Origin of the sequence: Mycobacterium sp. UM_11 (genome assembly GCF_001414075.1) — a bacterium.
In the GTDB taxonomy this organism is placed as follows: domain Bacteria; phylum Actinomycetota; class Actinomycetes; order Mycobacteriales; family Mycobacteriaceae; genus Mycobacterium.
Map to the genome: position 1 here is coordinate 1 of NZ_LATC01000075.1, position 25,823 is coordinate 25,823.

Sequence of the window (25,823 nt, forward strand, 5' to 3'; positions counted from 1 at the left end):
AGATGTGTATAAGAGACAGGGCCTGAAGGTCGGAAAGGTGACGTCGGTCGGGCTGGCGGGCGACAGCGCCAAGATCAGCTTCAGCGTGGATCGCCATGTCGCCGTGGGTGATCAGTCGCTTGCCGCGATCCGCACCGACACCATCCTCGGTGAGCGCTCGATCTCGGTGACCCCGGCGGGCAGCGGCAGGGGGACCACGATCCCGCTCAGCCGCACCACCACGCCTTACACGCTCGCCGGCGCGCTCGAGGATCTGGGCCAGAACGCCGACAACCTGAACAAGCCGCAGTTCGAGCAGGCCCTCAACGTGTTGACCGACACGCTGCACGACGCCACCCCCGAACTGCGCGGTGCGCTCGACGGCGTGACGACGCTGTCGCGCACCCTCAACCACCGTGACGAGGCGCTGCAAAGCCTGCTGGCGCATGCGAAGTCGGTGACCGGTGTGCTTGCGCAACGCGCCGACCAGGTCAACAAGCTCGTCGACGACGGCAACGCGTTGTTCGCCGCGCTCGACGAGCGGCGTGCGGCCCTCGGGCGACTGATCGGGGGGATCCAAGGTCTCTCCGCGCAGATCTCCGGGTTCGTCAACGACAACCGCAAGGAGTTCGGTCCGGCACTGAACAAGCTCAACGACGTGCTGAGCAATCTCAACGAGCGCCGCGACTACATCGCGGAGGCCCTCAAACGGCTGCCCACCTACGCCACCGAGCTGGGCGAGGTCGTCGGGTCCGGACCGGGCTTCAACGTCAACGTCTACGGTGTGTTGCCGGCACCGCTGATCGCGACGATGTTCGACTTCTTCTACCAGCCGGGCAAGATGCCCGCCAGCCTCGCCGATTACCTGCGCGGCCTCATCCAAGAGCGCTGGATCATTAGGCCGAAGTCGCCATGATGAAGCGGATCGCCGGCAGCCGGGGGCTGCGCTACACCACCGCCATCGCGCTCATCGCGGTGTTGGTGGGTGGCGTGTATGTGCTGTCCTCGACCGGCAATTCGCGCCCCATCGTGGGTTACTTCACGTCGGCCGTCGGCCTGTATCCCGGTGACCAGGTCCGCGTGCTCGGAGTGCCGGTCGGCACCATCAGCACGATCGAACCGCGTCCCTCCGACGTCAAGATCACCATGGCGGTGAACAAGGACGTCAAGATCCCGAAGGACGCCAAGGCGATCATCATGTCGCCGAACCTGGTGGCCGCCCGGTTCATTCAACTGACACCGGCGTACACCGGCGGGGCGGTGCTGCCCGACGGCGGCAGCATCGGCCTGGGCCACACCGGGGTCCCGGTGGAGTGGGACGAGGTCAAGGAGTCGCTGACCAAACTTGCCGTACAGCTCGGCCCCACCACGGGATCGATGCAGGGGCCCCTGGGTCGCGCGATCAACCAGGCCGCGGACACCCTCAACGGCAACGGCGAATCTTTCCACAACGCATTGCGTGAACTCTCGCAAGCCGCTGGGCGGCTGGGGGATTCGCGCAGCGACATCTTCGGCACGGTCAAGAACCTTCAGGTTTTGGTGAACGCACTGTCCGCCAGCAACGAACAGATCGTGCAGTTCGCCGGAAACGTCGCCTCGGTCTCCCAGGTGCTCGCCGACAGCTCCCGGCACCTCGACACGACCCTGGGCACGCTCAACCAGGCGCTGTCCGACATCCGCGGGTTCTTGCACGAGAACAACTCGACCATCATCGAAACGGTCAACAACCTCAACGACTTTGCGAAGACCCTGAGCGACCAGAGCGACAACATCGAGCAGGTGCTGCACGTGGCGGGCCCCGGCATCGCGAACTTCTACAACATCTATGACCCCGCGCAGGGCACGCTCAACGGCCTGTTGTCCATCCCGGAATTCTCCAACCCGGTGCAGTTCATCTGCGGTGGGTCCTTCGAAACGGCGGCCGGGCCGCGCGCGCCCGACTATTTCCGGCGCGCCGAATTGTGCCGTGAGCGGCTGGGTCCGGTGCTGCGCCGGCTCACCGTGAACTACCCGCCGATCATGTTCCACCCGCTCAACACGATCACGGCCTACAAGGGTCAGATCGTCTACGACACCCCGGAAACCCAGGCGAAGTCGGCGACCCCGGTCCCCGAGCTGACCTGGATCCCCGCCAACGGTGGCAAGGCGCCGCCCGCCGCCCAGAACCCGGCGGACCTGCAGGCCTTGCTGGTTCCGACGGCCCCGCAGACGGGTGCCGCCCCGGCCCCCGGGCCGGCCCTGGGCAACGCCGGTCCCGCGCCCGGGCCGACGCCGGGGAGCGCCTTCGGACCCCTACCGGGCCCACCGCCGGGCCAGGCGACGCCGCCGGCTGCGGACCAGGGGGGCGGCTAAATGAACCGAATGTGGTTGCGGGGCGGCGCTTTAGCGGCGGGCAGCGCGTTGCTGGCCGGGTGCCAATTCAGCGGGTTGAATTCGCTGTCGATGCCGGGCACCGCCGGTCATGGCGCCGGCGCCTTCTCCATCACGGTCGACCTGCCCGACGTGGCGACGCTGCCGCAGAACTCGCCGGTCATGGTGGACGACGTCACCGTCGGCAGCGTCGCCGGCATTCAGGCGATGCAGCGTGCCGACGGGTCCTTCTATGCCGCAGTGAAATTGGCGTTGGACAAGAACGTCGTGCTGCCGGCCAATTCGACGGCGACGGTCGCGCAGACGTCGCTGTTGGGTTCGATGCACATCGACCTGGTCCGCCCGAAGGACAAGCCGGCGGTCGGCCGACTGACCGACGGGTCGAAGATTTCCGAATCCCACACCGGCCGCTATCCCACCACCGAGGAAGTGCTGTCGGCCCTCGGCGTCGTGGTGAACAAGGGCAATGTGGGTGCGCTGGAAGAGATCACCGACGAGACCTACCAGGCTTTCGCGGGCCACCAGGACCAGTTCGTCGACCTGGTCCCGCGGCTGGCGGAACTTACCGCGGGACTCAACCGGCAGGTCAACGACATCATCGACGCGGTCGACGGGCTCAACCGATTCTCGGCGAGCCTGGCGCGCGACAAGGACAACCTCGGCCGGGCGCTGGACACGCTGCCCGACGCGATCCGGGTGCTCAACAAGAACCGCGACCACATCGTCGAGGCGTTCAGCGCGCTGCACAAGCTGGCGAATGTCACCTCGCACATCCTGGCCAAGACCAAGGTCGACTTCGCCGCCGACCTCAAGGATCTGTACGCGGCGGCCAAGGCGCTCAACGACAACCGGAAGAACTTCGTCACCTCGCTGCAGCTGCTGCTGACCTTCCCGTTCCCCAACTTCGGCATCAAGAACGCGGTGCGCGGCGACTACCTGAACGTGTTCACGACCTTCGACCTGACCTTGCGCCGCCTCGGCGAGACGTTCTTCACCACGTCGTACGCACTCGATCCGAACATGATGCACATGAGCGAGGTCCTCAACCCGCCGGACTTTTTGGTCGGCGAGATGGCCAACCTGTCCGGACAGGCGGCCGATCCGTTCAAGATTCCGCCCGGCACGGCTTCAGGACAGTAGGGGGCGGAAGCGGATGCATGACAAACTGACCAGGATCCAACTCTGGATCTTCGCGGTGATCACCGCGATCACCCTGACGATCATGGCAATCTTCTATCTGCGTCTGCCCGCCACGTTCGGCATCGGCACCTACGGCGTCAGCGCGGATTTCGTCGCGGGCGGCGGACTGTACAAGAACGCCAACGTCACCTATCGCGGCGTCGCCGTCGGTCGCGTGGAGTCGGTGGACCTCAACCCCACCGGCGTCACCGCCGCGATGCGGCTGAACAGCGGGACACCGATCCCGTCGAACGTCACCGCCACGGTCAAGAGCGTGTCGGCCGTAGGTGAGCAGTACATCGACCTGGTGCCGCCGAGCACACCGGCAACGACCAAGCTGCGCAACGGGTCCCGTATCGACCGGCAGAACACCAGGATCGGCCAGGACGTCGCCGACCTGTTGAAGCGGGCGGAGGCGCTGACCAACAGCCTGGGCGACACCCGGCTGCGCGAGCTATTGCACGAGACGTTCATGGCGACCAATGGGTCGGGCCCCGAGTTGGCGCGGCTGTTCGAGTCCGCCCGATTGCTGGTGGACGAGGCCAACGCGAATTATCCGCAAGCCTCCCAGTTGATCGACCAGGCCGGGCCGTTCCTGGAGGCGCAGATCCGGGCCGGCGCGGACATCAAGACGCTGTCGGACGGGTTGGCGCGGTTCACCTCGGAGGTGCGCCAGGCCGACCCGCAGCTGCGCTCGACGCTGGCCACCGCCCCGGGGGCGACCGACGAGGCCAGCACGGCGTTCTCCGGCATCCGGCCGTCCTTCCCGGCGCTGGCGGCCAGCCTGGCAAACCTGGGCCGGGTCGGCGTGATCTACCACAAATCGATCGAGCAGCTGCTGGTGGTGCTGCCGGCGCTGTTCGCCGCGATCACCACGGCCGCCGGCGGCACGCCCCAGGACGAGGGCGCCAAGCTCGACTTCAAGCTCGACCTCAACGACCCGCCGCCGTGCGCCGTCGGCTTCCTCCCTCCGCCGCTGATGCGCACCCCGGCCGACGAGACCGTGCGCGAACTGCCGAGGGACATGTACTGCAAGGTGGCCCAGAACGATCCGAGCACCGTGCGCGGCGCCCGCAACTATCCGTGTCAGGAGTTCCCGGGCAAACGGGCGCCGACGGTTCAGCTCTGCCGCGACCCGAAAGGCTATGTGCCCGTTGGCCGTAACCCGTGGCGAGGCCCGCCGGTGCCCTACGACACCCCGGTCACCAACGGGCTGAACACCCTGCCGCCCAACAAGTTCCCGTACATCCCCCCGGGTGCCGATCCCGATCCGGGTATTCCGATCGTCGGGCCGCCGCCCCCAGGTGTCGTCCCCGGGCCGGGACCGGCGCCGCACCAGCCGGCGTACGACCCGCCGCCGCCGAACGACAGGCCGCCGCCGCCCGGCAACCCGGCGTGGATGCCGCCGGGCGTGCCTCCGGTGCCGCCCCAGCTTCCGTACCCGAAGTGGCTGCCGCCCCCGGCGCCGCCGGAGGGGATCAACCCACCGCCGGCGGGCCCGGGACCGGAGAAGCCGTGGGGACCGCCGCCGGGGGCGTCGCAGCCGCAGGCCAGCGGGCCGGCGTACGCCACCTATGACGAGCGGACCGGCGCGTTCAAGGACCCAGCCGGGGGCACTGGTATTTTCGCGGCCGGTGCTAGCGGCGCGTCCAGCGCCGAGAATTGGGTGGACCTGATGCTTGATCCGAGGCCGATGTAGTGGCAGACGAGCCAACGGCCGGTGTGCGCGCTCGTCGTCGCGCCTCGCGCGCGGCGGGCCCCGCCAAAGGCGACTCGAGTCAGGCCCCCACCGTGCAGGTGGAGGCCGCGCCGACGACGGCGGCCAAGCCCGTCAAGACCCTCAAGTCGGTCAAGCCGCCACCGCGGCGGCGCCCGCACCGAACGCTGGTGGCGGCGATCTCGTTCGCGGCGGCGCTGTTGGCGATCGGCGCCCTGGCCGCTTGCGTGGCCGTGCTCGTCGTCCAGCAACGGCATGCCACTGCGCAACAGGCGCGCGAGCAACGGTTCGTCGACACCGCCACCCAGACGGTGGTCAACATGTTCAGCTACAAACAGGACAACATCGACGAGAGCGTGAACCGCTTCTACAACGGCACCAGCGGGCCGCTGCGCGGAATGCTGGGCGCCAACAACAACATCGAGAACCTCAAGGGCATATTCCGCTCCACCAACGCGACGTCGGAGGCCGTCATCAACGGCGCCGCCCTGGAGGGCATCGACACCGTCACCGACAACGCGTCCGTGCTCGTTTCGGTTCGCGTCACGGTCGCCGACATCGACGGCGTGAACAAGCCGTCCATGCCGTATCGCCTGCGGGTGATCGTGCACGAGGACGAGCAGGGCCGGATGACGGGTTACGACCTGAAGTATCCCAACGGGGGTAATTGATGCGCTGGCGGCGCTTGCTGCTCGTCGTCGCGGGCTACCTCCTGATTGCGGTGTTCGTCGGGTTGTCCGTGGCGGCCGGCTGGTTCTACTGGGGCCGGGTGCAGACGCGCGGCGAACAGGCGGCGCGAGCGGTGCTACCGGGCTTGGCCACCAAGGAGATTCCCGAGGTCTTCGCCTACGACTACCAGACGGTGGAACGCAGCCTCAGCGACGCGTATCCATTGTTGACCCCCGACTATCGCCAGGAATTCCGGAAAAGCGCCAACGCGCAGATCATTCCGGAGGCCAAGAAGCGTGAGGTGGTGGTCCAGGCCAGCGTGGTGGGCGTGGGTGTGATGACCGCCAAACGTGATTCGGCATCACTGATGGTCTACATGAACCGCACGGTGACGGACAAAACGCGCCAGCCGCTCTACGACGGCAGCCGGTTGCGGGTGGACTTCAAGAAGATCGGCAAGCAGTGGCTGATCAACTACATCACACCGATCTAGCCGAAGCGGGTATCAGAAGCAGATCGCGATCTCGTTGCATCGCAACGGGTAACGCTGCACCGGGCTGGGCGGGGGTCCGTTGAGCGTCAGCGAGAACGGCTGCTTCTTCATGTCGGGCTGCAGCCCGCAGACGGCGCCGTGCAGGATCGTGTGGGTGCCGGTGAGTGTTTCATCGCTGAATGCGTAGGTCTCGGTGGTCGGCGCGGTGCCGCCGCCGGGACATGACACGCCGTTCGCCTTATCCACCTTGAAGGTCCACAGCATGCTGGACATCCGGGCCCGGCCGCTGAAGTTCTGCAACTTGTCCGCGGCGCTGATCTGTTCGTTCGTAGAGCTCACGATGTTCAGGGCGCAGTTCATCGCCCACACGATCGGATCTGAGTAGTCGTTCAGGTTCCGGGTTCCGTTCGGCTGGTCGCACAGCGCCGAGATCGTCCAAGTCACGCCAGACGCACCAGCCTCGTTCAAGGTGTAGGTGCCGTCCGGCGGCGGACCGACCGCGTGGGCCGGGTCACCGGAGTCCAAAGCAATTCCGATGGCGACGGCCGAGAATATGCCGGCGCCAGCGGCCAGCCCGCGACGGAGCTTCACGGTGCCCTCCCTTCCGGGCCTTCCCCTTCACCGATGCATCGAGTATCACAGCGTTTGCGCGCCAACACCATGGGTTTGCGGGCTCAGGTGGCGTCCGGCGGGCGCGGCTCCGCCAGCGCGTCCAGGAATGACCGCGCCCAACGGTCGACGTCATGGGCGAGCACCTGGCGCCGCATCGCCCGCATCCGGCGCCTGCCCTCCTCGGCGGGCTGGTTGAGCGCGGCTTCGATCGCGTCCTTGACCCCGTCCAGGTCGTGCGGGTTGACCAGATAGGCCTGCCGGAGTTCCGATGCGGCGCCGGTGAATTCGGACAGCACCAGCGCGCCGCCGAGATCGCTTCGGCAGGCGACGTATTCCTTGGCCACCAGGTTCATGCCGTCCCGCAGCGGGGTGACCAGCATGACGTCGGCGGCCACGAAGAAGGCGATCAATTCGTTGCGGGGGACCGGGCGGTGTAGGTAATGCACCACCGGATGGCCCACCTCCGCGTACTCGCCGTTGATGTGGCCCACTTGGCGTTCGATGTCGTTGCGCAGAATCTGGTAGCTCTCGACGCGTTCGCGGCTGGGCGTCGCGAGCTGAACCAGCACGGTGTCGTCGCGCTTGGCGCGGCCCTCCGCCAGCAGCTCCGAGAAGGCCTTGAGCCGGACGTCGATGCCCTTGGTGTAGTCGAGCCGGTCGACGCCGAGCAGCACCTTGCGGGGGTTGCCCAGCTCCGCCCGGATCTCCCGGGCGCGGCGCCTGACGTCGCGGTCGCGGGCGGCCTGGTCGAGCGAGCCCGAATCGATGGAAATGGGAAACGCGCCCACGCGGACGATGCGCGAGCCGAGGTCGACCTCGCCGTACCGCGAGCGCACCCCGACCGATCCGCGGGAGGTGTTGGCGCCGATCAACCGGCGGGACAGGATCAGGAAGTTCTGGGCGCCCCCGGCCAGGTGGAAACCGACCAGGTCGGCGCCGAGCAACCCCTCGACGATCTCGGTGCGCCACGGCAGCTGCATGAACAGTTCCACCGGCGGGAAGGGGATGTGCAGGAAGAAGCCGATGGTCAGGTCGGGCCGCAGCTCCCGCAGCATCTTGGGGACCAGCTGCAGCTGGTAATCCTGCACCCACACGGTCGCGCCGCGGGCGGCGGCGCGGGAGGTGGCTTCGGCGAAGCGCCGGTTTACCTCGACGTAGCGTTCCCACCACTCGCGGTGGTAGATCGGCTTAACGATGACGTCGTGGTAGAGCGGCCACAGCGTGGCGTTCGAGAATCCCTCGTAGTACTGCGCGATGTCGTCGGTGCTCAGCCGCACCGGGCGAAGCTCGAGGTCCTCCTGGACGATGGGCTCGTCGTCGAAATCGGGCTCCTCCTCGGCGATGCCCGCCCAGCCCACCCACGCGCCACGCCTGCGGCGCAGCAGCGGCTCCAGCGCCGTCACCAGGCCGCCCGGGCTGCGCTTCCACGCCTTGGTGCCGTCGGGGAGCCGTTCCTGGTCCACCGGCAGCCGGTTGGCGACCACCACGAAGTCGGAATTCCCGAAGGTCGGCGTCTTCGAGTCGTGCCGGTCCCCGGGAGTCATTTACGCGTCGAGTTTTGCGGGCCCAATGCCGAGCATGGACAGGAAAACGCGGCACTCGTCGGCATCGGTGGCGTACGCCGCGACGACTCGCCTGGCCTGGCTGGCCGTGCTGTCGGCAACCGGTTCGACGTCGCCGATCTCGGCAGGGTCAGATTTCGTGGCCATGACTTAACTGTAGGTGATGCGGGGATGCGCGGGTGGCTGAGGACTTGATCTTCGAGTTCCTCCCGGCTCGGCCACCCACCGGTGACCCGCTTACACACTGGCCGTAATGTGTAACGACGTCGGACCTGACAACGAGTGAGGTGGGCCGCATGACACTCTCAGAGCAAGCCGGTGCCCAGCCGGGCAGCGCCGATGCCGAAGAGTTGGTGAGCTACGAAACCCTCGACGAGGGCCGCATCGCGCGGATCTGGCTCAACCGGCCCGACGCCCACAACGCGCAAAGCCGCGGCCTGCTGATCCAGCTGGACGAGGCGTTTCTGCGTGCCGAGGCCGACGACACCGTGCGCGTGGTGATTCTGGCCGCGCGCGGCCGCAACTTCTCCGCCGGCCATGACTTGGGCTCCGAGCTGGCGATCGCCGAGCGCAGCCAGCTGCCCAGCTTCCGCATCAACGGCGGGACCCGCGATCCCATCGCGGAGAAGATCTACCTGCAGGAGTGGCACTACTTCTTCCAGAACACCTGCCGTTGGCGGGACTTACGCAAGATCACCATCGCCCAGGTGCAGGGCAATGCGATCTCCGCGGGCCTGATGTTGATCTGGGCGTGCGATCTGATCGTGGCGGCCGACAACGCCAAGTTCAGCGATGTGGTCGCGGTGCGCTTGGGCATGCCGGGCGTCGAATATTACGCGCACCCTTGGGAATTCGGCCCGCGCAAGGCCAAGGAGCTGCTGCTGACCGGTGATTCGCTCGACGCCGATGAGGCCTACCGGCTCGGCATGGTGTCCAAGGTGTTCCCGGTCGACGAGCTGGCCGAAAAGACACTGGAATTCGCGCGACGCATCGCCGACCGGCCCACGATGGCGGCCCTGCTGGTGAAGGACTCGGTCAACGCCGCCTCCGACGCAATGGGATTCACCGAGGCGCTGCGTCACGCCTTCCACATCCACGAGCTGGGGCACGCACATTGGGCCGCCCACAACGAGAACCGGTACGCGGTCGGTCTGCCGCCCGACGTCGAAGACTGGCGCACCGCGAAGCCGACGCAGGTGGCCCGCCGCGATACGCCGTAGCCTCGCCGGCGGTGTGCGGTACCCGTTGCCGCGGGCAGTCCTCCGCGTGGTTCGATATCTAGAACCTGTTTCAGTTGAGAGGGCGTTGCGTGCAGCTTTCTTTCGAAAACCGGACATATCTGGTCACCGGCGGCGGTAGCGGAATCGGCAAGGGAGTGGCGGCCGGACTGGTCGCGGCCGGCGCCTCGGTCATGATCGTGGGCCGCAACCCCGACCGGCTGGCGGGCGCCGTCAGCGAGATCGAAGCGCTGCCGGGTGCCGGCTCCATCCGCTACGAGCCGGCCGACATCACCAACGAGGAGGAGGCCGCCCGCGCGGTCGACGCCGCGACGGCATGGCATGGTCGCCTGCACGGCGCGGTGCACTGTGCGGGCGGGTCCGAAACGATCGGCCCGATCACGCAGGTCGACTCCGAGGCCTGGCGGCGGACGGTCGACCTCAACGTCAACGGCACCATGTACGTGCTCAAGCACACGGCCCGCGAGTTGGTGAGCGGCGGGGGCGGCTCCTTCGTGGGCATCTCGTCGATCGCGGCGAGCAACACCCATCGCTGGTTCGGCGCGTACGGGGTCACCAAGTCGGCGGTCGACCACCTGATGATGCTGGCGGCCGACGAGCTGGGCCCGTCCTGGGTGCGGGTCAACAGCGTCCGCCCAGGTCTGATCCGCACGGATCTGGTGACGGCCATTACGGATTCACCGGAGCTGAGCGCCGACTACAGCGCCTGCACGCCGCTGCCGCGCGTCGGTGAGGTCGAAGACGTCGCCAACCTGGCCATGTTCCTGCTCAGCGACGCCGCCGCCTGGATCACCGGCCAGTGCATCAACGTCGATGGCGGCCACATCTTGCGCCGCGGCCCGGACTTCTCCGCGATGCTGGAACCCGCGTTCGGCGCCGACGCGCTACGCGGGGTCGTCTGAAGTCAGGCCGGCGTCGCGCTCGGCGAGCGTGGCCAGCGCCGACCAGTCCAGCTGCCCGCCGCCCGTCGCCACCAGCGTCAGGAAGCGGTCGCGGAGCAGGCTGGCTACCGGCAGCGGCACTTCCAGCTGTTCCGCGGCGGCGAGGGCCAGGCGAACGTCCTTGAGGCCCAGCCGCGCGGCGAAGCCGGCCGGCTCGAATTGCCGTCGCGCGATCAACCCGCCGTAGGTCTGGTAGGCGGGCGCGGAGAACAACGTCGAGGTGAGGATGTCCACGTACTGCTGCCTGTCGACCCCGGCCTTGGCGACCAGCGCGACGGCTTCGCTGAGGCTTTCGATCACCGAAGCGATCAGGAAGTTGCCGCTCAGCTTCACCAGGTTAGCGGTGTGCGGTTGCTCGGACACCACGAAGGTGCGCTGCCCGATCGCGTCGAACAGCGGGCTCAACGGCTGCAGCACCTGCGGCTCCCCCGCCGCGACCACGAAAAGCTTTGCGGCCGCGGCCGCCTCGGGCCTGCCGAACACCGGCGCCGCGACGAACCGCTGGCCGGCATCGGCGTGCGCGGCCGCCAGGCGCTCCGAGAGGGCGACGCTGATGGTGCTCGACGAGACGTGCGTCGCGCCGGGCGCCAGCGAAGCGACGATGCCGCCCTCGCCAAAGGCCACGCCCTCGACGGCCCGGTCGTCGGCCAGCATGGTGAACACGACCTCGGCGTTGCACGCGTCGGCGACGGTGCCCGCCGCGGACGCGCCGGCCTGGACGAGCGCCTCCGCCTTTTCGGGGGAGCGGTTGTAGACGGTGACGCGGTGGCCCGCCTTCAGCAGGTTGGCGGCCATGCCCCCGCCCATGTTGCCCAGGCCGATGAATCCGATGTCCATGCCTCCACTGTGCCCGCTCCCTACGATGATGGGCACGCCTAGTGACGGGAGCGGCAGATGAAGCGACTCGAGGGCCAGCGGGTCCTGGTGACCGGCGCGGCGTCGGGGATCGGGCAGGCGACCGCCCTGCGGCTCCTCGACGAGGGCGCCACCGTGGTGGCCTCCGACGTCGCGGAGGGCGGCCTGGTCGCCACGCGCGGCCGCGCGCAGGAGGTCGGCACCGCCGACCGCCTCACCACCATGCCGATGGACGTGGGCAACGAGGACTCGGTGATCGACGGCGTGTGCCTCGCCGTCGAAAAGCTCGACGGCTTGGACGCATTGGTCAACGCCGCCGGCATCCTGCGCGCCGCCCACACCCACGAGACCACCCTGGAACTGTGGAACCAGATCGTCGGCGTCAACCTGACCGGCACGTTTCTCGTTGTGCGGGAAGCGCTTCCGACGCTACTGGCGAATCGGCGCAGCTCGATCGTCAACTTCAGTTCGACCTCGGCCTCTTTCGCCCACCCCTACATGTCGGCGTACGCGGCGAGCAAGGGCGGAATCCAGGCGTTCACTCATTCGCTGGCGCTCGAATACGCCCGCGATGGGCTGCGCGCGGTGTGCGTGGCGCCGGGCAGCATCAAGTCCGGGATCACCGACGCAACGGGCGGATACATCCCGAAAGACGCTGACTGGGCGCTCTTTTCGAGGCTGATGCCGATCCTGCCGACCACGGTGGAATCCAGCGGCACCGGGATGGCCGACCCGTCCGTGGTGGCCGGGGTGATCGCGATGCTGGTGTCCGAGGACGGCGCGTTCATCACCGGCACCGAGATCCGCATCGACGGCGGGACGCACGCGTAGCCCCGATGGCGGCGACCCGCTTCGCCCGGCTTCGCCGCGCTCGCGATCGCCGCTGGTTCCGATGGCGGCGACCCGCTTCGCCCGGCTTCGCCGCGCTCGCGATCGCCGCTGGTCCCGATGGCGGCGACCCGCTTCGCCCGGCTTCGCCGCGCTCGCGATCGCCGCTGCTAGTTAACGCACGGCACGCCGCCGCCGTCGATCGGCTTCCCCTGATCGGGCGTCGGATAGGTCGTGGTGGTGCCGTTGTAGTAGTAGGTCTTGGCCTTGCTTGACGTTGTGGTGCTGGCGCTTTCGTCCGTCGTGCCGTCGTCGACCATCGACACCGAGAAGTTGGTATCGACGGTCACCCTGATGTGGCCGGGCTGGACAGTGGGATCGGGATGGCTAGGCGCGTCGAGGCCGAGCAGTTTGGCCACGTTGCCCGCGTCGGTCTCCGCCCCGGCGCCGTATGCGACCGTGCTGGCGGTGGGTTCGCCCGAATTGCGGTCGCGGGTCTGGCCCGTCGTGTAGCCGTGGTTTTTCAGCGCGCGGGCCACCTCGCTCGCGAGTCCGCTCATGCTGCCGGCGTTGACCACGTCGACGACGGTCGACGGGCTCGGCTTGGCGGCCGTGGTGGCGGGCGCCGTGGTCGTCGGTGAGGCGCCGATCGCGGCGGCCACCTCGGCCTTGATCGCGGCCGGGTCGATGATGTTGACGTCCTGGCCGTCGATGTTGTCGTAGCGCACCACCGGCAGCGTCCGGAACTCGACGTTGCCGCTGGAGGCCAGCGAACCCAGGCGCTGGATCATCTCCTCGTCCCAACCGCCCGACAGCACCACGTCCTTGCGCGCCACCGCCATGAGGCTCTTGAGCTTGTCCAGGTTGGTGAAGGTGCCCGCGGCCTGCAGCTCCTGCATGACCGACGAGATGAACGCCTGCTGCCGGTGGGTGCGGTCCAGGTCCCCGTTTTCCAGGCCGTGGCGCTGCCGGACGAAGGACAGGGCCTGGGACGCGTCCAGCGTCTGTCGCCCGGCCGGGAAGTCCGCGCCGGAGTACGAGTCGTAGACGGGATGGTTGAGGCAGACTTCCACCCCGCCGAGGGTTTGCGCCAGGTCGTAGAACCCGGCCAGGTTGACCTCGGCGAAATAGTCGATCGGGACGCCGGTCAGGTTGCGCACCGCGCGCAGGGTGGCGGCGCGGCCGGCCTCACGGCCCTTGGTCTCGAGTTCCTTCTGGCTGACGCCGCCCTGATTGGCGAGCTTGTTCGCGACGTACTGCTTGGTGAGCCCGTACGCCTCCTTGATCTTGATGTGGTTGTATCCGGGCACCCCGGTGAAGGGCACCCAGTCGTCGCGGGGGATGGAGAAGGCCACCACTTTGTTGTCTGCGCTGACGTGGACCAGGATCAGCGTGTTGGTGTTGTACCCGCCGTCGTCGGAATCGCCGGCGTGCAGATGCTTGAGGATCGACCAGGGCAGGTCGTTGCCGTCCTGGTCCTTGCGGGAGTCCAGCCCGATCAGCAGGATGTTCATGTCGTCGCCGGTGGACCGCGGGTCGTCGGGGCGCAGGGCGTCGGAAACGGTGATGCCGCCCAGCGCGCCGTGGGCCACGTAGTACCCCGCCCCGGTCAGACCGATCGCCGCAACCGAGACCAGCGCGCCCAAGGTGCGCGTCAGCCCCTTGCGGAAACGTGAGGGTTGACGGACGGCTCGATGACGGCGATGGGCACCGCCCGAGCGGGCCATCACAAAACTCTGCCCGGACCCAGCGCATCGCCGGGCACCGCAACGGCGGTTTGCGGCGATGTCGCTTCCAGCATGGTGTCAAGTATGCGTTAGCTTGCTGTGAAGCCCCCAATCGAAAAAGCGCCGCGGGCCGGGCGCATGCCGCGGGCCAACCGCGGATTCACGGCGGAAATTCGCGCCTGACCAGCGCATTCTCGTATCGGCGTCGCGCGGTGGTTTCGACTAGGTCACATCGCCCGCCAGACCGACTCGAACTCGTTATCGAGCCGATACGACGGCTAGCGGGCTTTGACCAGGTCCTCGCCGGAATCGTAGAAAATGGTGATGTTCGATCCCGTCAGGATCTCGGCGAAGTACACACCGAGTGGCTCGACCTCGTAGTAGTAGTGCACGTTGCCCTGGCGGTCGACCGCCGTCGCGCACGACAGGCCCGGCGCTCCGCATCGTTGCTTGACGGGTATGGCGAGAACGGCGAGCGCCACCACCACCGCAATCCCGATCATCAGCGGAAGCCTGTTGAATGCCCGCCTCGTCGTTGGTGCCGGATGCATCACCGCTGGAGTGTATGCGGCGTACCCGCCCGAATCGGTGCGGCGCAGTAGGGTTTCTCAGCGATGGCCACTGCAAATCCGGACGGCGCGGCGTCGCCGCAGACCCGGGTCGAAGTACTGGGCAACATCGGACCCAACTGGTTCGCGTCGGTGATGGGCACCGGGATCGTGGCCGTCGCCGGCGCCACGCTGCCGGTGCACGTGGTGGGTTTGCGCGCATTCGCGCAAACCGTCTGGGTGATCGCCGGCGTGCTGCTCGTGGCGCTGATCGTCCTGGTCGGGGGGCATTGGCTGCGGCACCCAACCGTGGCGCGCACGCATGCGCGCAATCCGCAGATGGCGCACTTTTACGGCGCCGCGCCGATGGCGCTGATGACGGTCGGCGCGGGGGCGGTGCTCGTCGGCCGGGATCTCTTGGGTGAGCGCGTAGTCGTCGACCTGGACTGGGTGTTGTGGACCGGGGGAACGCTGGGCGGGCTGTTCACCGCGGTGAGCATCCCGTATTTGATGTTCACCCAGCACAGCGTGGGCCCCGACGCGGCCTTCGGCGGGTGGCTGATGCCGGTGGTGCCGCCCATGGTGGCCGCGGCCACCGGAGCCCTGCTGCTGCCGCACATGGCGGCTGGCACCGGTCGCGAAACCATGCTCTTCGGCTGCTATGCGATGTTCGGGCTGTCGCTGCTGGCTTCCCTGAACATCATCGCGATGATCTGGGCGCGCCTGACGCTGTACGGCACGTCGGGCTCGGCTCGGGTGCCCACGCTGTGGATCGTGCTGGGACCGCTCGGCCAATCCATCACCGCCGCAGGGCTTTTGGGTGCCAGCGCCGGCCCCGCCGTCGACCCCGCGGTGGCGGAGGACCTGAACACCTTCGCGATCCTCTACGGGGTTCCGGTGTGGGGCTTCGCGGTGTTGTGGATCGCGCTGGCCACCGCGCTGACCGTGCGCACGCTGCGGCGCGGCATGCCCTTCGCCCTGACGTGGTGGAGCCTGACCTTCCCGGTCGGAACCTTCGTCACCGGAACCTCGCAGCTCGCCGGCCACACTCATCTGCCGGCGTTTCGGGTGGCCGCGGCCATCGCGTATGCGGGGCTGTTGTTCACCTGGCTGTTGGTGGCCGTCCGCACCGCGCGGGGCAGCCTGCGCGGCAACCTGCTCAAGGTGCCGCCCAGCACCGCGCCGGTGAAGGTCGGCAAGGAACCGGTGTCCTAACGGCGGCGGGCTCAATCCGCCGCAAGCACCTCGTTGGCCGCGCGCTCGCCCGATTGCGCTGCGCCGCTTACACAATGGTACGGATAGGTGGCCGTGTCCACGCCCGCCCAATGGAGGCGGCCCACCGGCTCGCGTACTGCCGGCCCGAATCCGGCACCCGTCCAGACCCCCGGCCCCATGCAGCCCGCGAAATCCCCGCGCGTCCACTCGTCCATCGACCAGTTGAACTCGAAATAGGAATCCGGCTCGGGGTTCTGCGGCATGACCGCCGGGAACGTGATCGTTTCGGACAGATGCTCACCGTCCGAGCCGAAGCGGTGCGACATCTCCTTCAATATCTGTGCCCTGCGCTCGGCGCGGGTCAGACGATTGAAGTCGCGGGCTTTGTCGCCGGCGACGAAAACGCCCATCAGGCCGGGCTTCTCACTGCTCTCGTCAAACCCGCATTCCCGCGCGTTGGGACTGTAGTCGCCCGGATAGATGGAGATGGATTCGCCCACCAAACCTTGCTTGCGCCAGAACGCTTCGTCATAACAGAGCCAGATCTTCCAGAACGAACCCGTCGGCACGCGGTGCTGCAGCTGCGCGCGGTCGGGCGGCAGGATCGGATCGAAGCGAATGAAGTTGGTCATCGAGATGTTCGTCGCGACGACGACGCGCCGCGCTCGCACTCTGAGGCTGTCCGCGCTGACCGTGACACCGTCGGCGTCCTGGGCGATGTGGTGGACCGGCGCATCCACATGCACGGCGCCCGGGCCCAGCTTGGCCACGATTCGATCCGCCATCTGCTGCATCCCACCGCGGACGCGGTATTGCTGCGCCTGCCCCGGAGCCTGGCCGCTCATGTTGAAAAGCTTGCTCCGGTAGGTCTTGAGCACGAAAAGCCAATGCAGCAAGGAACATGCGCCGAGTTCGACGCCGGTGTATCCGACTATCGCCGCTCCCAGCAGCGCCCTGGCATCCCTGGTGAGCACGTTCAAGTCGAACCAGGACTGGACGGTCATCTGATCCGCTTCGCGGGTCGTGCTCGCTCCAAGAGTCACGGTGAACGGGAATTTGACGTCGTCCCACGGCGCCTGGGGATTAACGACCTCCGACATCTTCTCCATGCTGAGGATGGCCTTGCCCAAATCCAATTTGGCGGCCATGGCAATCGGCGGCAGCGCCTTCAAGGGGTTGGAATCGTGGGCGTCATACGTGTGGACCTTGTGCGAGGAGTCCACAAACACGGTCTTGCCGCGGTCGTACTGCGCATACACTTCGACGCCGAGTTCGTCCATGAGCCGTCGGACGTCGGGCTGCGCCTCCTCGTCCCCCACCCACTGGCCGCCGATCTCGAACAGCGTGCCGTCCGAGAGGTGTGCGCTCCAGGTGCGACCACCGATGCGCGGCGCGGCTTCGAGCACCGCGACCGAGTGCCCTGCTTGATGAAGGCGGTAGGCCGCGGTCAGTCCGGCGTATCCCGCGCCCACGACACAGAAATCGGCTTCGTGCTGGGACATCGTTGTCCTCCTCGCCGCCAGACGTTCGACCGGGGAACTGTACGCGCTCTTCAAGGTGGCCGGGTGAAGTTTGCGACTTCTCCCGTTGAACGAAGGCGAAGTCAGGCCGTCCCGGTCCTAGGCGTTTTGATCCCCGGGGGTGACGGGTAGGCAACCGTGAGCCGATCGGGAGGGCTGAACGACCAACGAGACGCGCGAGCGGCCCAGCCGCTTGATTAGGACCGGAGGTTAAGGATGCGTGCCGAGGAAGGCGACGAAACCGTCAAGGACTACGCCGCGGAGGGGAAGCAGACTCTGGGCAGGATCAAGGCTTCTCAACGAGCGGGGACCAGGCTTGGCGACGTCGCCAAGCGGTTCGCCCGGTTGTGGCGAGGCGATCACCCGGCGGACGGGCACGGGACATAAGTCACGCGGGCGCCGGATACCGGTGCGCCCACGGGCTGGCTTCCTCCAGCTGGGCCGCCAGCTGCAGGAGGTCGCCGTCGGCGCCCAACCGCCCCACCAACTGCACGCCGAGGGGAAGCCCGGCGTCCGTCCAATGCAGCGGCACGCTGATCGCGGGGCGCCCGGTGATGTTCGCGAGCTGCGTGTACGGCACCCAGCCCAAGTTCTCGCGAATCAACTGGTCGAGGATCCCACTGCGCGCCAATGCTTTTCCCGCCCGCAGCCTACTGGCCGCCCTCGCCAGCCGTTGGAGCGGGCGCGACGTCGCGGTGGCGCCGATCCGCAGGGGTGGGGCGGCCAGGGTGGGGGTCAGCAAGCAGTCAAAGCTTTCGTGGAAGGTCGCCAGCGACCGGATGTGGTTGTTGCGGTTTTCCAACGCGAAGATGGGCGGCAAAACACCGGTGGCCCTGGCCAATTCGCTCACGGCCAGCGTGTCCGCCTCGAAATCTCGGTCCCGGGCCCCGGTGCGCTGTTTGGCGTCGGCGACGTGTTGATACAGCTGAGCGAACCAGATCGTCAGGAAGTCGCGTGCCAGGGCGTCGTCGTCGTACGGGGGCGCGACCTGCTCGACGTGGTGCCCCAGTTCGGCAAGGAGTGTCGCCGCGCGTTCCACCGCGGCGACGGCCTCCCGGTCCGGGTTGGGGTTGATGGCCGAGGACCACGAGTACCCGATCCGCAGCGCGGCGGGGCGACGCCGGATGTGCTCGGTGAAAGCCATTGGCGGAAGCGCGACTTCGTACGCGGCGTGCGGATCGCGGCCGACGAGCGCGTCGCAGAGCGCGGCGCTGTCGCGCACGGTGCGGGACACTACGCCCTGGGTCACCATCCCGAACATCGGCTCGCCGGTCTGCGGCCCGTACGGTGACAGCCCGCGGCTGAACTTCAGGCCGACGAGCCCGTTGCAGGCGGCGGGGATGCGGATCGATCCGCCACCGTCGTTGGCCCCGGCCGCCGGCACGATCCCGGCAGCGACCGCCGCACCGGAGCCGCCCGAGGAGCCGCCGGGTGTGTGCGCGGTGTTCCACGGGTTGCGCGCGGGGCCCCAGTAATCGGATTCCGTGACGCCCTTGGCGCCGAACTCCGGAGTGTTGGTCATCGCGAAGATCACCAACCCCGCGTCGAGGAACCGCTGCGTCACCAGGGCATGCCGGTCGGCCACGTCGTTGGCCAGTGACCGGGAACCGCTCGAGGTGGGAAAGCCGCGGTACTCCTGGGCGAGGTCTTTGATCACGAATGGCACACCGGCGAACGGGCCGCGCAGGTTCGGGTCGGCGGCCCGGGTGTCCGCCACCTCGCCGAGGCGTCTGACGATCGCGTTCAGCCGGGGGTTCACCGCGTCCGCTCGCTGGCGTGCCAACGCGAGAAGTTCGGCCGGCGTGACCTGCTTGCGCTCGACGAGCTCGGCCAACGCGGTCGCGTCCAAGGTCATGTACTCGTCAAGATGCATCGGTTTCTCCTCTGGACGCCCCGCTGCATCGTATTGAAGCGGCTTAGTATCACCTGATGCCCATGGCAGTTGAACCGTTCTCGATCCAGGGGCCCGGCGGCGTGCGCATCGTCGCCGACCGGCTGGGCGATCCGCAGGCGCGGGCGGTGGTGTTCCTGCACGGCGGCGGGCAGACCCGCCGGTCGTGGGGCAAGGCCGCCGCCGCCGTGGCCCGGCGGGGTTGGCAAGCCGTCACCGTCGACCTGCGCGGGCACGGCGAGTCCGACTGGTCCGACGAGGGCGACTACCGCGTCGTCAGTTTCGCCCGCGACGTTCAGGAGGTGCTCGGCGCGCTGCCCGCACAACCGGTGCTGGTCGGCGCCTCGTTGGGCGGGTTCACCTCGATGCTGTTGGCGGGGGAGCTTTCGCCGGGCATCGCCAGCGCGGTCGTGTTGGTGGACATCGTGCCGAACATGGACCAGTCCGGGGCGAATCGGATTCATGCCTTCATGTCCGATCGGGTGGAATCGGGGTTTGCCTCGCTTGACGAGGTCGCCGACGCGATCGCCGAGTACAACCCGCACCGGCCCCGGCCAACCGACCTCGACGGCCTGACCACAAATCTGCGCCGCCGTGGCGATCGCTGGTACTGGCACTGGGACCCCCAGTTCATCAGCGGGACGGCGGCGTATCCGCCCTTCGAAGTCACCGACCCCGACCGCATGCACGCGGCCGTCGAGGCGATCTTGAGCGATCGCGTGCCGATGTTGTTGGTTCGGGGCCAGATGAGTGATCTGGTCAGCCAGGAACGCGCCGACGAGTTCCTGGCCCGCTTCCCGCAGGTCGAGTTCACCGACGTGCGCGGGGCGGGGCACATGGTCGCCGGCGATCGCAACGACATTTTCGCCGACGCGGTGCTGAGTTTCCTTGCCCGCCACGTCGCCGGCTGATCCGGCTGGTTTTTGCGCGAAAGCCCTTGTCCGACAGGGCATTCGCTAAACGTTCTGTCGCTCACGTCAATTCGCTTGCGTTCGGCCGGCGGTCGGGACTTGCCCTTCGGGCGGCCCAACGCTGCTCGCGCTGTTAGCATGCTGCCCGACACATCAAGAGAGGCGGCGTGGCCATGCGGTGGTTGCCAGGGTTGGGATTGGTCGGTGCCGTGTTCGTCGCCGCGACGATGTTGGCGAATCCGGCGCGAGCGGATGGAAGCGTTACCCCGGGCATCAAGGTGGACGACGAAAACAGCTCGTGCACGGCGGGTTTCGCGGCACAGGGCAACGACGGCAGCTATTACCTGATGACCAGTGGCCACTGTGACGCCCACGATGGTTCGTTGTGGACGTACGGAAATGACGTTCCGCTAGGGAGAATCACCGCCAGCGAAAAGGAAGGCGACACGAAGGACGCCGCGATCATCCTCCTCGACCCGAGCGTCGGAGCGCCATTCGGACATGTCGGTGGAACGTATGAGGTCCGGGATGTGTTGAGCGCGGGCCAGATTCATCAGGGGATGCCGTTCTGCAAATTGGGTGCCGTCACAGGTGAGACCTGTGGTGTGGTCAAGCATGTCGACGGCGGCGTCGTCGAAGCCAGCGTGTACAGCCTCAACGGCGACAGCGGCAGCCCGGGTTTCGTGAAGAACTCGGACGGCACCGTCAGTGCGGTCGGTCTGTTGATGTCATCACCCGACGGGGACGACTACACGACCTACTTCACGCTCATCGATCCGCTGCTGGGCAGGTGGGGTTTACACGTCCTGCCCTGACGGCAGGCGGCCGAGCGTAACTCAGCGTTTGCCACACCCTGCGAGCGGGTACCCACGCCCGCGGTATCGATCGGGACTCGCTAGGTTGACGAGGCCAATGAGTTGTGCAGTGCGACACCAGCGACACGAAGGAGAGCATTAGTGAAGCGTGGGATCGTCGTCGGCGTGGCGGGCGTGGCCGTGGTGGCCGCGGCTTGCGCCGGCTGCTCGAGCAACAAGTCCAACACGGGCTCGTCCGGCTCTTCGCCGTCGACGTCCGGCCCGCAGGTCATCGTCGACGGTCAGGCGCAGAACGTCAGCGGCCAGGTCACCTGCGCCCAGGCGGGCGACAACACCAACATCGGCATCGGTGACCCGACGGCCGGAGTCGGCGCCGTGGTCAGCAACGCCACCCCGCCGATCGTGCACTCCGTCGGACTCGGCGGCGTAAACGGGATCACGCTCGGCTTTTCCGACGCGGCTCCCAACCAGGGCGGCAACGCCGGAGCCGCGGTGAACGGAAAGACCTACGCAATCAAGGGCACCGCGACCGGGCTCGACATGAGCAACCCACAGCAGCCGCAGGCGGTGACCAAGTCATTCGAGTTAAACGTGACCTGCCCATAGTGCGGGCGATCGACAGGCAAGAGGGGACGCAGCTATGTCTATGAAACGTGTCGTCAGTGCGGCGGCGGTCGCGGCCGGGCTGAGCTTCTCCGCGGTCGCATTGAACGCGGGTTCGGCCTTCGCGGCCCCGCTCGACCCCGCGCCGCCGTGCCCCGGCTGCCACGGTGGTGGCGGCGGAGGCGGTGGCGGGGGCAACCCCGGCGGCGGAGGCGGCGGGGGGAACCCCGGTGGGCCCGGCGGCACGCACAGCGGACCCGGCGGTCAGCAGGGCGGACCCGGCGGGCAGCAGGGCGGACCCGGCGGGCAGCAGGGCGGACCGAGCGGTCAGCAGGGCGGACCCGGCGGCCAGCAGGGTGGACCGAGCGGCCAGCAGGGTGGACCGAGCGGTCAGCAGGGCGGACCCGGCGGCCAGCAGGGTGGACCGAGCGGTCAGCAGGGCGGACCCGGTGGGCAGAACAACCCCCAGCAGCAGGGCGGTCAGAACAATCCCCAACAGGGCCCGCAGAACTCGCCGGGACCGAACGACCAGGGCCCCCAGCAGGGCGGCCCGAACAACCAGCCGCCGGGTGAGCACGGGCAGAACCCGCCGGGCGGACAGACCAACGCGCCGGCGAACGGGCAAAACCCGCCGCCGCAGAGCCGGCAAGCGCTCAACCCACCAAGCACGCAGCCTGCGCACCCGCCCTACATTCCGCGCGGCACGTACGTCAGTGGGAACGCCCAAATAGGCGGGCCCGGCGATGCGCGGGCGGGCTTCAGCGTCGTCGACCACGGGGCGCCCCCACCGCCGCCGCCGCGAGGCCACGGCTGGAACGACGGTCCGGCTCCCGGCCACCCGCCGCCACACTGGGTGGGCGCACCGCCCCCGGGGGGCTGGGACGGCCCGCCGCCTCCCGGCGGCTGGAACCGCCCGTGGTCCGGGCCGCAGCGTGACGTCGTTCTCGCACAGGCCGATTTCGGGCCGTTCCAGTACGAGACCTACACCGCCATACCGGTTTTCAACTGGCAGTTCGGCGGTTGGGGCTTCTGGTACATGGGAGTCTGGGTTCCGCTGTACTGACGGGCCGGTCCGAACCGAGCCGCCGACGGGCGCAGCCGCCGTAGCCGGTTGCGCCCGTTGCCGGGCGGCGATCCCGCGGTCGTGGCAGGCTCCGGGAATGGATGTGCGAGAGAACGTCCGCCGAGCCATCGACGTGATGACGGCTTGGACGTCCGACAGCGGCAACGAATTCGCGTGGACCCGGCTCGTCGAGAACGTGATCGACGAGCCCGACGGCGAGATCATGCTGTTGATGGGCTTCGTCAACCTTGCCGGTGAGCTCGGGATCAAGCTGGAGAGGGCCACCGGTCAAGACGTGCGATCGCACCTGCAGGACATCGCCCTGAAGTACCTGTGACCCGGGTGGGCCTACTGCGGATGGGTCGCCAGGTAGTCCTCGACCGGGATCGGTGACGATGCGGCGTAGCCGACGGGCAACAACACATCGCCGGCAGTGGTGACGTAGTAGACGTCCCACCGGTAGTAGGTGGGGAACGCGGCGGGATCGCTCCCGATCAGCGCGGCGTACTGGTCGACCGCCTGCACGTAGGCGTGGGCGTGGTTGTACCCGTAGATGGCGTGCGCGCGGTCATTGGCAAAGCCGTTGGCGGCGAGGAATCGGCCCGCGGCCATGATGCTGTCGCGCGGGGAATTGATGTCGCCGCCCTGGCCGTAGGTGGCGAACGTCGACGGCAGGAACTGCATGGGCCCTTGCGCGCCGGCCGTGCTCACGCCGTTGATGCTGCCGAATCGGGTCTCGACGAGGTTGATCGCGGCCAGGTAGTTCCAGCCGACACCGGTCTCCGCTTCCGCCGCGTGGTAGTCGCTCATCAGCTCGTCGGCGGCGATCGGCGGGTCGATCCGCCACGGGGGCAGCGCGTTTTTCGCGGGGGTCATCGACTGCAGTTGTCGTCGGGCATCGAGGTTGCGGTCGTAGACGTCCACGAGTTCCGACGGGATCCGCGGCCGGGTGATGGAGTCCCATTCGGGGTGCCGCCCGATGGCCCGGTAGGCGGCCTGCTCGCGGTGCGCCGCCGCCGACAAGGCGGGCTCGGGGGTCGACGGGTCGCGCAGCGCGCGTTCGTCGGCGACGAGGTCGTCGGCCACTTGCGCCGGGTCGGACGCCAGCTGGGGCTGCGCGCCAAGGGGTGGATTCGGCGCCGCCGCAAGGGTTCTCGACGCGGCGGGGGTGGCGGACGCGGTGACCGCGGTTGAACCGGTCGCGGCGGGCTTGGCGGTCGACGCCGAGCAGGCGACGGCCGCGAATACGACCGCGCCGACGAGCGGCGCCGCGGCGGCACGGTTACGGCTCACTAGGTTCTCTTTCGTCGAGTTGCCGTGAACAGTCTTTCGCATCGACGGCCTCGACGGCAATGCCGTAACCGCCCCTGGCGAATGCCGTTTCGAGTTGCGGGCGGCCGCAGGCTATTTCACACTGGAGGATCGGCTTCCCAGCAGAGTGGAACAGTTACATGCCCGACCGCGAATGCACCGCCAGACGAACCGTGATTCGTCGAACTTCGGGCCGGGCGGACTCGAATTTCGCCCGTCGCCTTATCGGCCCGGTGATGATCGCGGCGACGGTCATGGCGCTTTTCGGCGCACCGGATACTCGCCCGCAGTTGCCGCCCGGGTGCGCGATCGGTTGGACCATGGTCGGCGGCGTGTTGATTTACGTGCCGGACTGCACGCATCGGTCGCCCGCTCCACCGCCGCCGCCGGACGGCCCCCCGCCCAACCCCGCTCCACCATCACCCGAGCAGTAGTTTCAGCGGCGGCGCATCCAGATGATGATGCCGACGACAAGCACCACCATCACCAAGACCGCGGGCGTGACGCCCTTCGAACGCCGCGTCGCGGAGTGCCCCAATGGGGTTGACTCGCTGACCTTCTGGGAGGGGGAGGCAACGTCGGGCGGCGGGATGGTTGGCCCGGGGTTGCTGTCAAGGGTTCCCATCTCCGGCTCGGGCGGCACCGTCGGTGAAGCCGCGCTCGGTGATGCGGCCTCCCGCTCGAGAACCGCTCCGGCGGCCGCGGACTGCGGCTGGTCGCGGTCGCGTCCCCGGCGCGGCACCCAGGCCTTGTCACCCAACTCGTCGGGAATCAGCCACAACAGCAGGGCCAGGTTGACCACCGCGAGGACGCCGTGCAGGACGATGTCGGCTGCGTGGAACCCCAGCGGCGTCGGCGTCGTGCGCGCGGTGGCGACACTGCTGAAAAACAACAACAGCGTGTAGCCCACGGCACTCAACGCCGTAACCGCCACGGCCGCACGGCGTTTGGCGACGGCCGCGATGGCCAGCACTCCGAGCGCCAGCAGTATCGCGCTGTGCGCCGGAGCCGACGCCAGGCCGAGAACGGGGACGCCGGTCGGGCCGGCGTGCGGATGCAGTGCAGCCGAAAGCAGCCCGGCGACGCCGAACGCGCTCACCAACACGCCCTCGGCGAGCAGCCACCAACGCCCGGTGCGGAAACGTCCCGGGTCCGTCGGGACCCTGCGCAAACCCGACGTCAGCCCGGGAACGGGCCCCGCCGTAACCGGCATCGCGGACCTCCAGAGTGAGCGGCAAGTCTTTGATATCGGCTACCCGCTGCGGCCGGCCCTACGCATGCGGTTCTTGGGTCCGCCGGCCCGCCAAACGTGCGTCAAATAGCCCTTCCGCAGCAACCCTGACGGGGATACGATCTCCCTGCACGGAGATTGGCGGTGCTCACCATGGCTAATCATTTCGCACTCATCGGCCCAGCCGTAATCGGTCTGGCCATCGCGACCACGTCCCTTTCGCCGGCGGTGAGTAGAGCCGCCGAATGTGGGGCAGGCACCGTTTATGACGCGCCGTCGAATACCTGCGTGGTGCTCGCGCAGGCGGCTCCGCCGCCGCCGGAAGCGCCGCCACCGCCCCCACCGCCGCCTCCGCCGCCGGCGTGGAATGGTCCCCAGCCGCACGTGTGGGTCAGCGTTTGCGCGCCCATCCCCTTCGTGAATATCTGCGCGGGGATCTGACGCCGCCGCAACGTGACATCGCGGCCGCGTCAGGTGTGGACGATCAAACCCGCTTCGGTGTATGGAGCGGCTTGGGCGGGATCGTTGATCGTGATGTACAGGTC

At 68.1% G+C, this 25,823-nt stretch carries 26 protein-coding genes; 16 read left to right on the top strand and 10 right to left on the bottom strand.

The features are described 5' to 3' along the window. The 6 genes from WU80_RS17795 to WU80_RS17820 form a co-directional block, all read left to right on the top strand. Window positions 1-895 (top strand): MCE family protein (locus WU80_RS17795; protein ID WP_055405801.1); only part of this gene is annotated, 895 nt, incomplete at its 5' end. Beyond that, window positions 892-2,331: a virulence factor Mce family protein gene (locus WU80_RS17800; RefSeq protein ID WP_055403294.1), complete on the top strand. Its 1,440-nt coding sequence runs from the start codon at window positions 892-894 to the stop codon at window positions 2,329-2,331. The genes WU80_RS17795 and WU80_RS17800, both read left to right, overlap by 4 nt. After that, window positions 2,332-3,489, top strand: coding sequence for an MCE family protein (locus tag WU80_RS17805; protein ID WP_055403293.1), 1,158 nt, complete (start codon window positions 2,332-2,334; stop codon window positions 3,487-3,489). A gap of 13 nt (window positions 3,490-3,502) precedes the next feature. Further along, complete coding sequence (locus WU80_RS17810; RefSeq protein ID WP_055403292.1) at window positions 3,503-5,227, top strand: virulence factor Mce family protein; 1,725 nt, start codon at window positions 3,503-3,505, stop codon at window positions 5,225-5,227. Further along, window positions 5,227-5,916, top strand: coding sequence for a mammalian cell entry protein (locus tag WU80_RS17815; protein ID WP_156349548.1), 690 nt, complete (start codon window positions 5,227-5,229; stop codon window positions 5,914-5,916). The genes WU80_RS17810 and WU80_RS17815 overlap by 1 nt, the downstream gene beginning before the upstream one ends. Next, entirely contained in the window at window positions 5,916-6,407 is a 492-nt protein-coding gene (locus WU80_RS17820; RefSeq protein ID WP_055403291.1) for a mammalian cell entry protein, read from the top strand. Before WU80_RS17815 ends, WU80_RS17820 begins: the two co-directional genes overlap by 1 nt. A gap of 12 nt (window positions 6,408-6,419) precedes the next feature. Here WU80_RS17820 and WU80_RS17825 read toward each other — a convergent pair whose 3' ends face one another. The 3 genes from WU80_RS17825 to WU80_RS25925 all read right to left on the bottom strand — a co-directional run bounded on the left by WU80_RS17825 (window position 6,420) and on the right by WU80_RS25925 (window position 8,728). Then, complete coding sequence (locus WU80_RS17825; RefSeq protein WP_055403290.1) at window positions 6,420-6,998, bottom strand: hypothetical protein; 579 nt, start codon at window positions 6,996-6,998, stop codon at window positions 6,420-6,422. An 83-nt stretch (window positions 6,999-7,081) separates the two neighbouring features. Then, entirely contained in the window at window positions 7,082-8,563 is a 1,482-nt protein-coding gene (locus WU80_RS17830; protein WP_055403289.1) for a trehalose-6-phosphate synthase, read from the bottom strand. Continuing rightward, window positions 8,564-8,728 (bottom strand): hypothetical protein, encoded by a 165-nt coding sequence (locus tag WU80_RS25925; protein ID WP_156349547.1) that lies wholly within the window; start codon window positions 8,726-8,728, stop codon window positions 8,564-8,566. A 149-nt stretch (window positions 8,729-8,877) separates the two neighbouring features. Between WU80_RS25925 and WU80_RS17835 the strand changes: the two genes are divergently transcribed. Both WU80_RS17835 and WU80_RS17840 read left to right on the top strand, forming a co-directional pair. Then, window positions 8,878-9,801: an enoyl-CoA hydratase gene (locus WU80_RS17835; protein ID WP_055403288.1), complete on the top strand. Its 924-nt coding sequence runs from the start codon at window positions 8,878-8,880 to the stop codon at window positions 9,799-9,801. 89 nt (window positions 9,802-9,890) lie between these two features. Continuing rightward, entirely contained in the window at window positions 9,891-10,721 is an 831-nt protein-coding gene (locus WU80_RS17840) for an SDR family oxidoreductase (protein WP_055403287.1), read from the top strand. Here the strand turns inward: WU80_RS17840 and WU80_RS17845 are convergent. Continuing rightward, window positions 10,704-11,597, bottom strand: a complete 894-nt coding sequence (locus tag WU80_RS17845) for an NAD(P)-dependent oxidoreductase (protein WP_055403286.1) — start codon at window positions 11,595-11,597, stop codon at window positions 10,704-10,706. The genes WU80_RS17840 and WU80_RS17845 overlap by 18 nt on opposite strands. A gap of 57 nt (window positions 11,598-11,654) precedes the next feature. Here WU80_RS17845 and WU80_RS17850 point away from each other — a divergent pair, with 57 nt between their 5' ends. Next, complete coding sequence (locus WU80_RS17850; protein WP_055403285.1) at window positions 11,655-12,446, top strand: SDR family NAD(P)-dependent oxidoreductase; 792 nt, start codon at window positions 11,655-11,657, stop codon at window positions 12,444-12,446. 167 nt (window positions 12,447-12,613) lie between these two features. On the opposite strand, the gene WU80_RS17855 is transcribed toward WU80_RS17850, so the two are convergent. Both WU80_RS17855 and WU80_RS17860 read right to left on the bottom strand, forming a co-directional pair. Next, window positions 12,614-14,170 (bottom strand): LCP family protein, encoded by a 1,557-nt coding sequence (locus WU80_RS17855; RefSeq protein ID WP_156349546.1) that lies wholly within the window; start codon window positions 14,168-14,170, stop codon window positions 12,614-12,616. 278 nt (window positions 14,171-14,448) lie between these two features. After that, window positions 14,449-14,721: a hypothetical protein gene (locus tag WU80_RS17860; protein ID WP_055403283.1), complete on the bottom strand. Its 273-nt coding sequence runs from the start codon at window positions 14,719-14,721 to the stop codon at window positions 14,449-14,451. A 63-nt stretch (window positions 14,722-14,784) separates the two neighbouring features. Here WU80_RS17860 and WU80_RS17865 point away from each other — a divergent pair, with 63 nt between their 5' ends. After that, window positions 14,785-15,933: a TDT family transporter gene (locus WU80_RS17865; RefSeq protein ID WP_055403282.1), complete on the top strand. Its 1,149-nt coding sequence runs from the start codon at window positions 14,785-14,787 to the stop codon at window positions 15,931-15,933. 11 nt (window positions 15,934-15,944) lie between these two features. Here WU80_RS17865 and WU80_RS17870 read toward each other — a convergent pair whose 3' ends face one another. Further along, on the bottom strand, window positions 15,945-17,435 hold the full coding sequence (locus WU80_RS17870; protein ID WP_055403281.1) for an FAD-dependent oxidoreductase: 1,491 nt from the start codon (window positions 17,433-17,435) through the stop codon (window positions 15,945-15,947). A 234-nt stretch (window positions 17,436-17,669) separates the two neighbouring features. Here WU80_RS17870 and WU80_RS26150 point away from each other — a divergent pair, with 234 nt between their 5' ends. Then, window positions 17,670-17,840: a hypothetical protein gene (locus WU80_RS26150; RefSeq protein WP_197281245.1), complete on the top strand. Its 171-nt coding sequence runs from the start codon at window positions 17,670-17,672 to the stop codon at window positions 17,838-17,840. Window position 17,841: 1 nt separating this feature from the next. On the opposite strand, the gene WU80_RS17875 is transcribed toward WU80_RS26150, so the two are convergent. Further along, window positions 17,842-19,326, bottom strand: a complete 1,485-nt coding sequence (locus tag WU80_RS17875; protein WP_055403280.1) for an amidase — start codon at window positions 19,324-19,326, stop codon at window positions 17,842-17,844. 62 nt (window positions 19,327-19,388) lie between these two features. Between WU80_RS17875 and WU80_RS17880 the strand changes: the two genes are divergently transcribed. From WU80_RS17880 to WU80_RS17900, 5 genes are all read left to right on the top strand, one after another. After that, window positions 19,389-20,255, top strand: coding sequence for an alpha/beta fold hydrolase (locus WU80_RS17880; RefSeq protein ID WP_197281249.1), 867 nt, complete (start codon window positions 19,389-19,391; stop codon window positions 20,253-20,255). Between the two features lie 173 nt (window positions 20,256-20,428). Further along, window positions 20,429-21,070, top strand: coding sequence for a S1 family peptidase (locus WU80_RS17885; protein WP_369808545.1), 642 nt, complete (start codon window positions 20,429-20,431; stop codon window positions 21,068-21,070). Between the two features lie 141 nt (window positions 21,071-21,211). Continuing rightward, window positions 21,212-21,676: a lipoprotein LpqH gene (locus tag WU80_RS17890; RefSeq protein WP_055403278.1), complete on the top strand. Its 465-nt coding sequence runs from the start codon at window positions 21,212-21,214 to the stop codon at window positions 21,674-21,676. A 40-nt stretch (window positions 21,677-21,716) separates the two neighbouring features. Further along, entirely contained in the window at window positions 21,717-22,736 is a 1,020-nt protein-coding gene (locus tag WU80_RS26425) for an MAP_0585 family protein (protein ID WP_055403277.1), read from the top strand. A gap of 97 nt (window positions 22,737-22,833) precedes the next feature. Continuing rightward, window positions 22,834-23,073, top strand: coding sequence for a hypothetical protein (locus WU80_RS17900; RefSeq protein ID WP_055403276.1), 240 nt, complete (start codon window positions 22,834-22,836; stop codon window positions 23,071-23,073). 11 nt (window positions 23,074-23,084) lie between these two features. Here WU80_RS17900 and WU80_RS17905 read toward each other — a convergent pair whose 3' ends face one another. Next, on the bottom strand, window positions 23,085-24,029 hold the full coding sequence (locus WU80_RS17905) for a transglycosylase SLT domain-containing protein (protein WP_055403275.1): 945 nt from the start codon (window positions 24,027-24,029) through the stop codon (window positions 23,085-23,087). 454 nt (window positions 24,030-24,483) lie between these two features. After that, the gene (locus tag WU80_RS17915; protein ID WP_055403273.1) at window positions 24,484-25,260 is read right to left on the bottom strand and encodes a DUF4383 domain-containing protein; all 777 of its coding nucleotides are present in this window, start codon (window positions 25,258-25,260) and stop codon (window positions 24,484-24,486) included. Window positions 25,261-25,823: the final 563 nt, after the last annotated feature.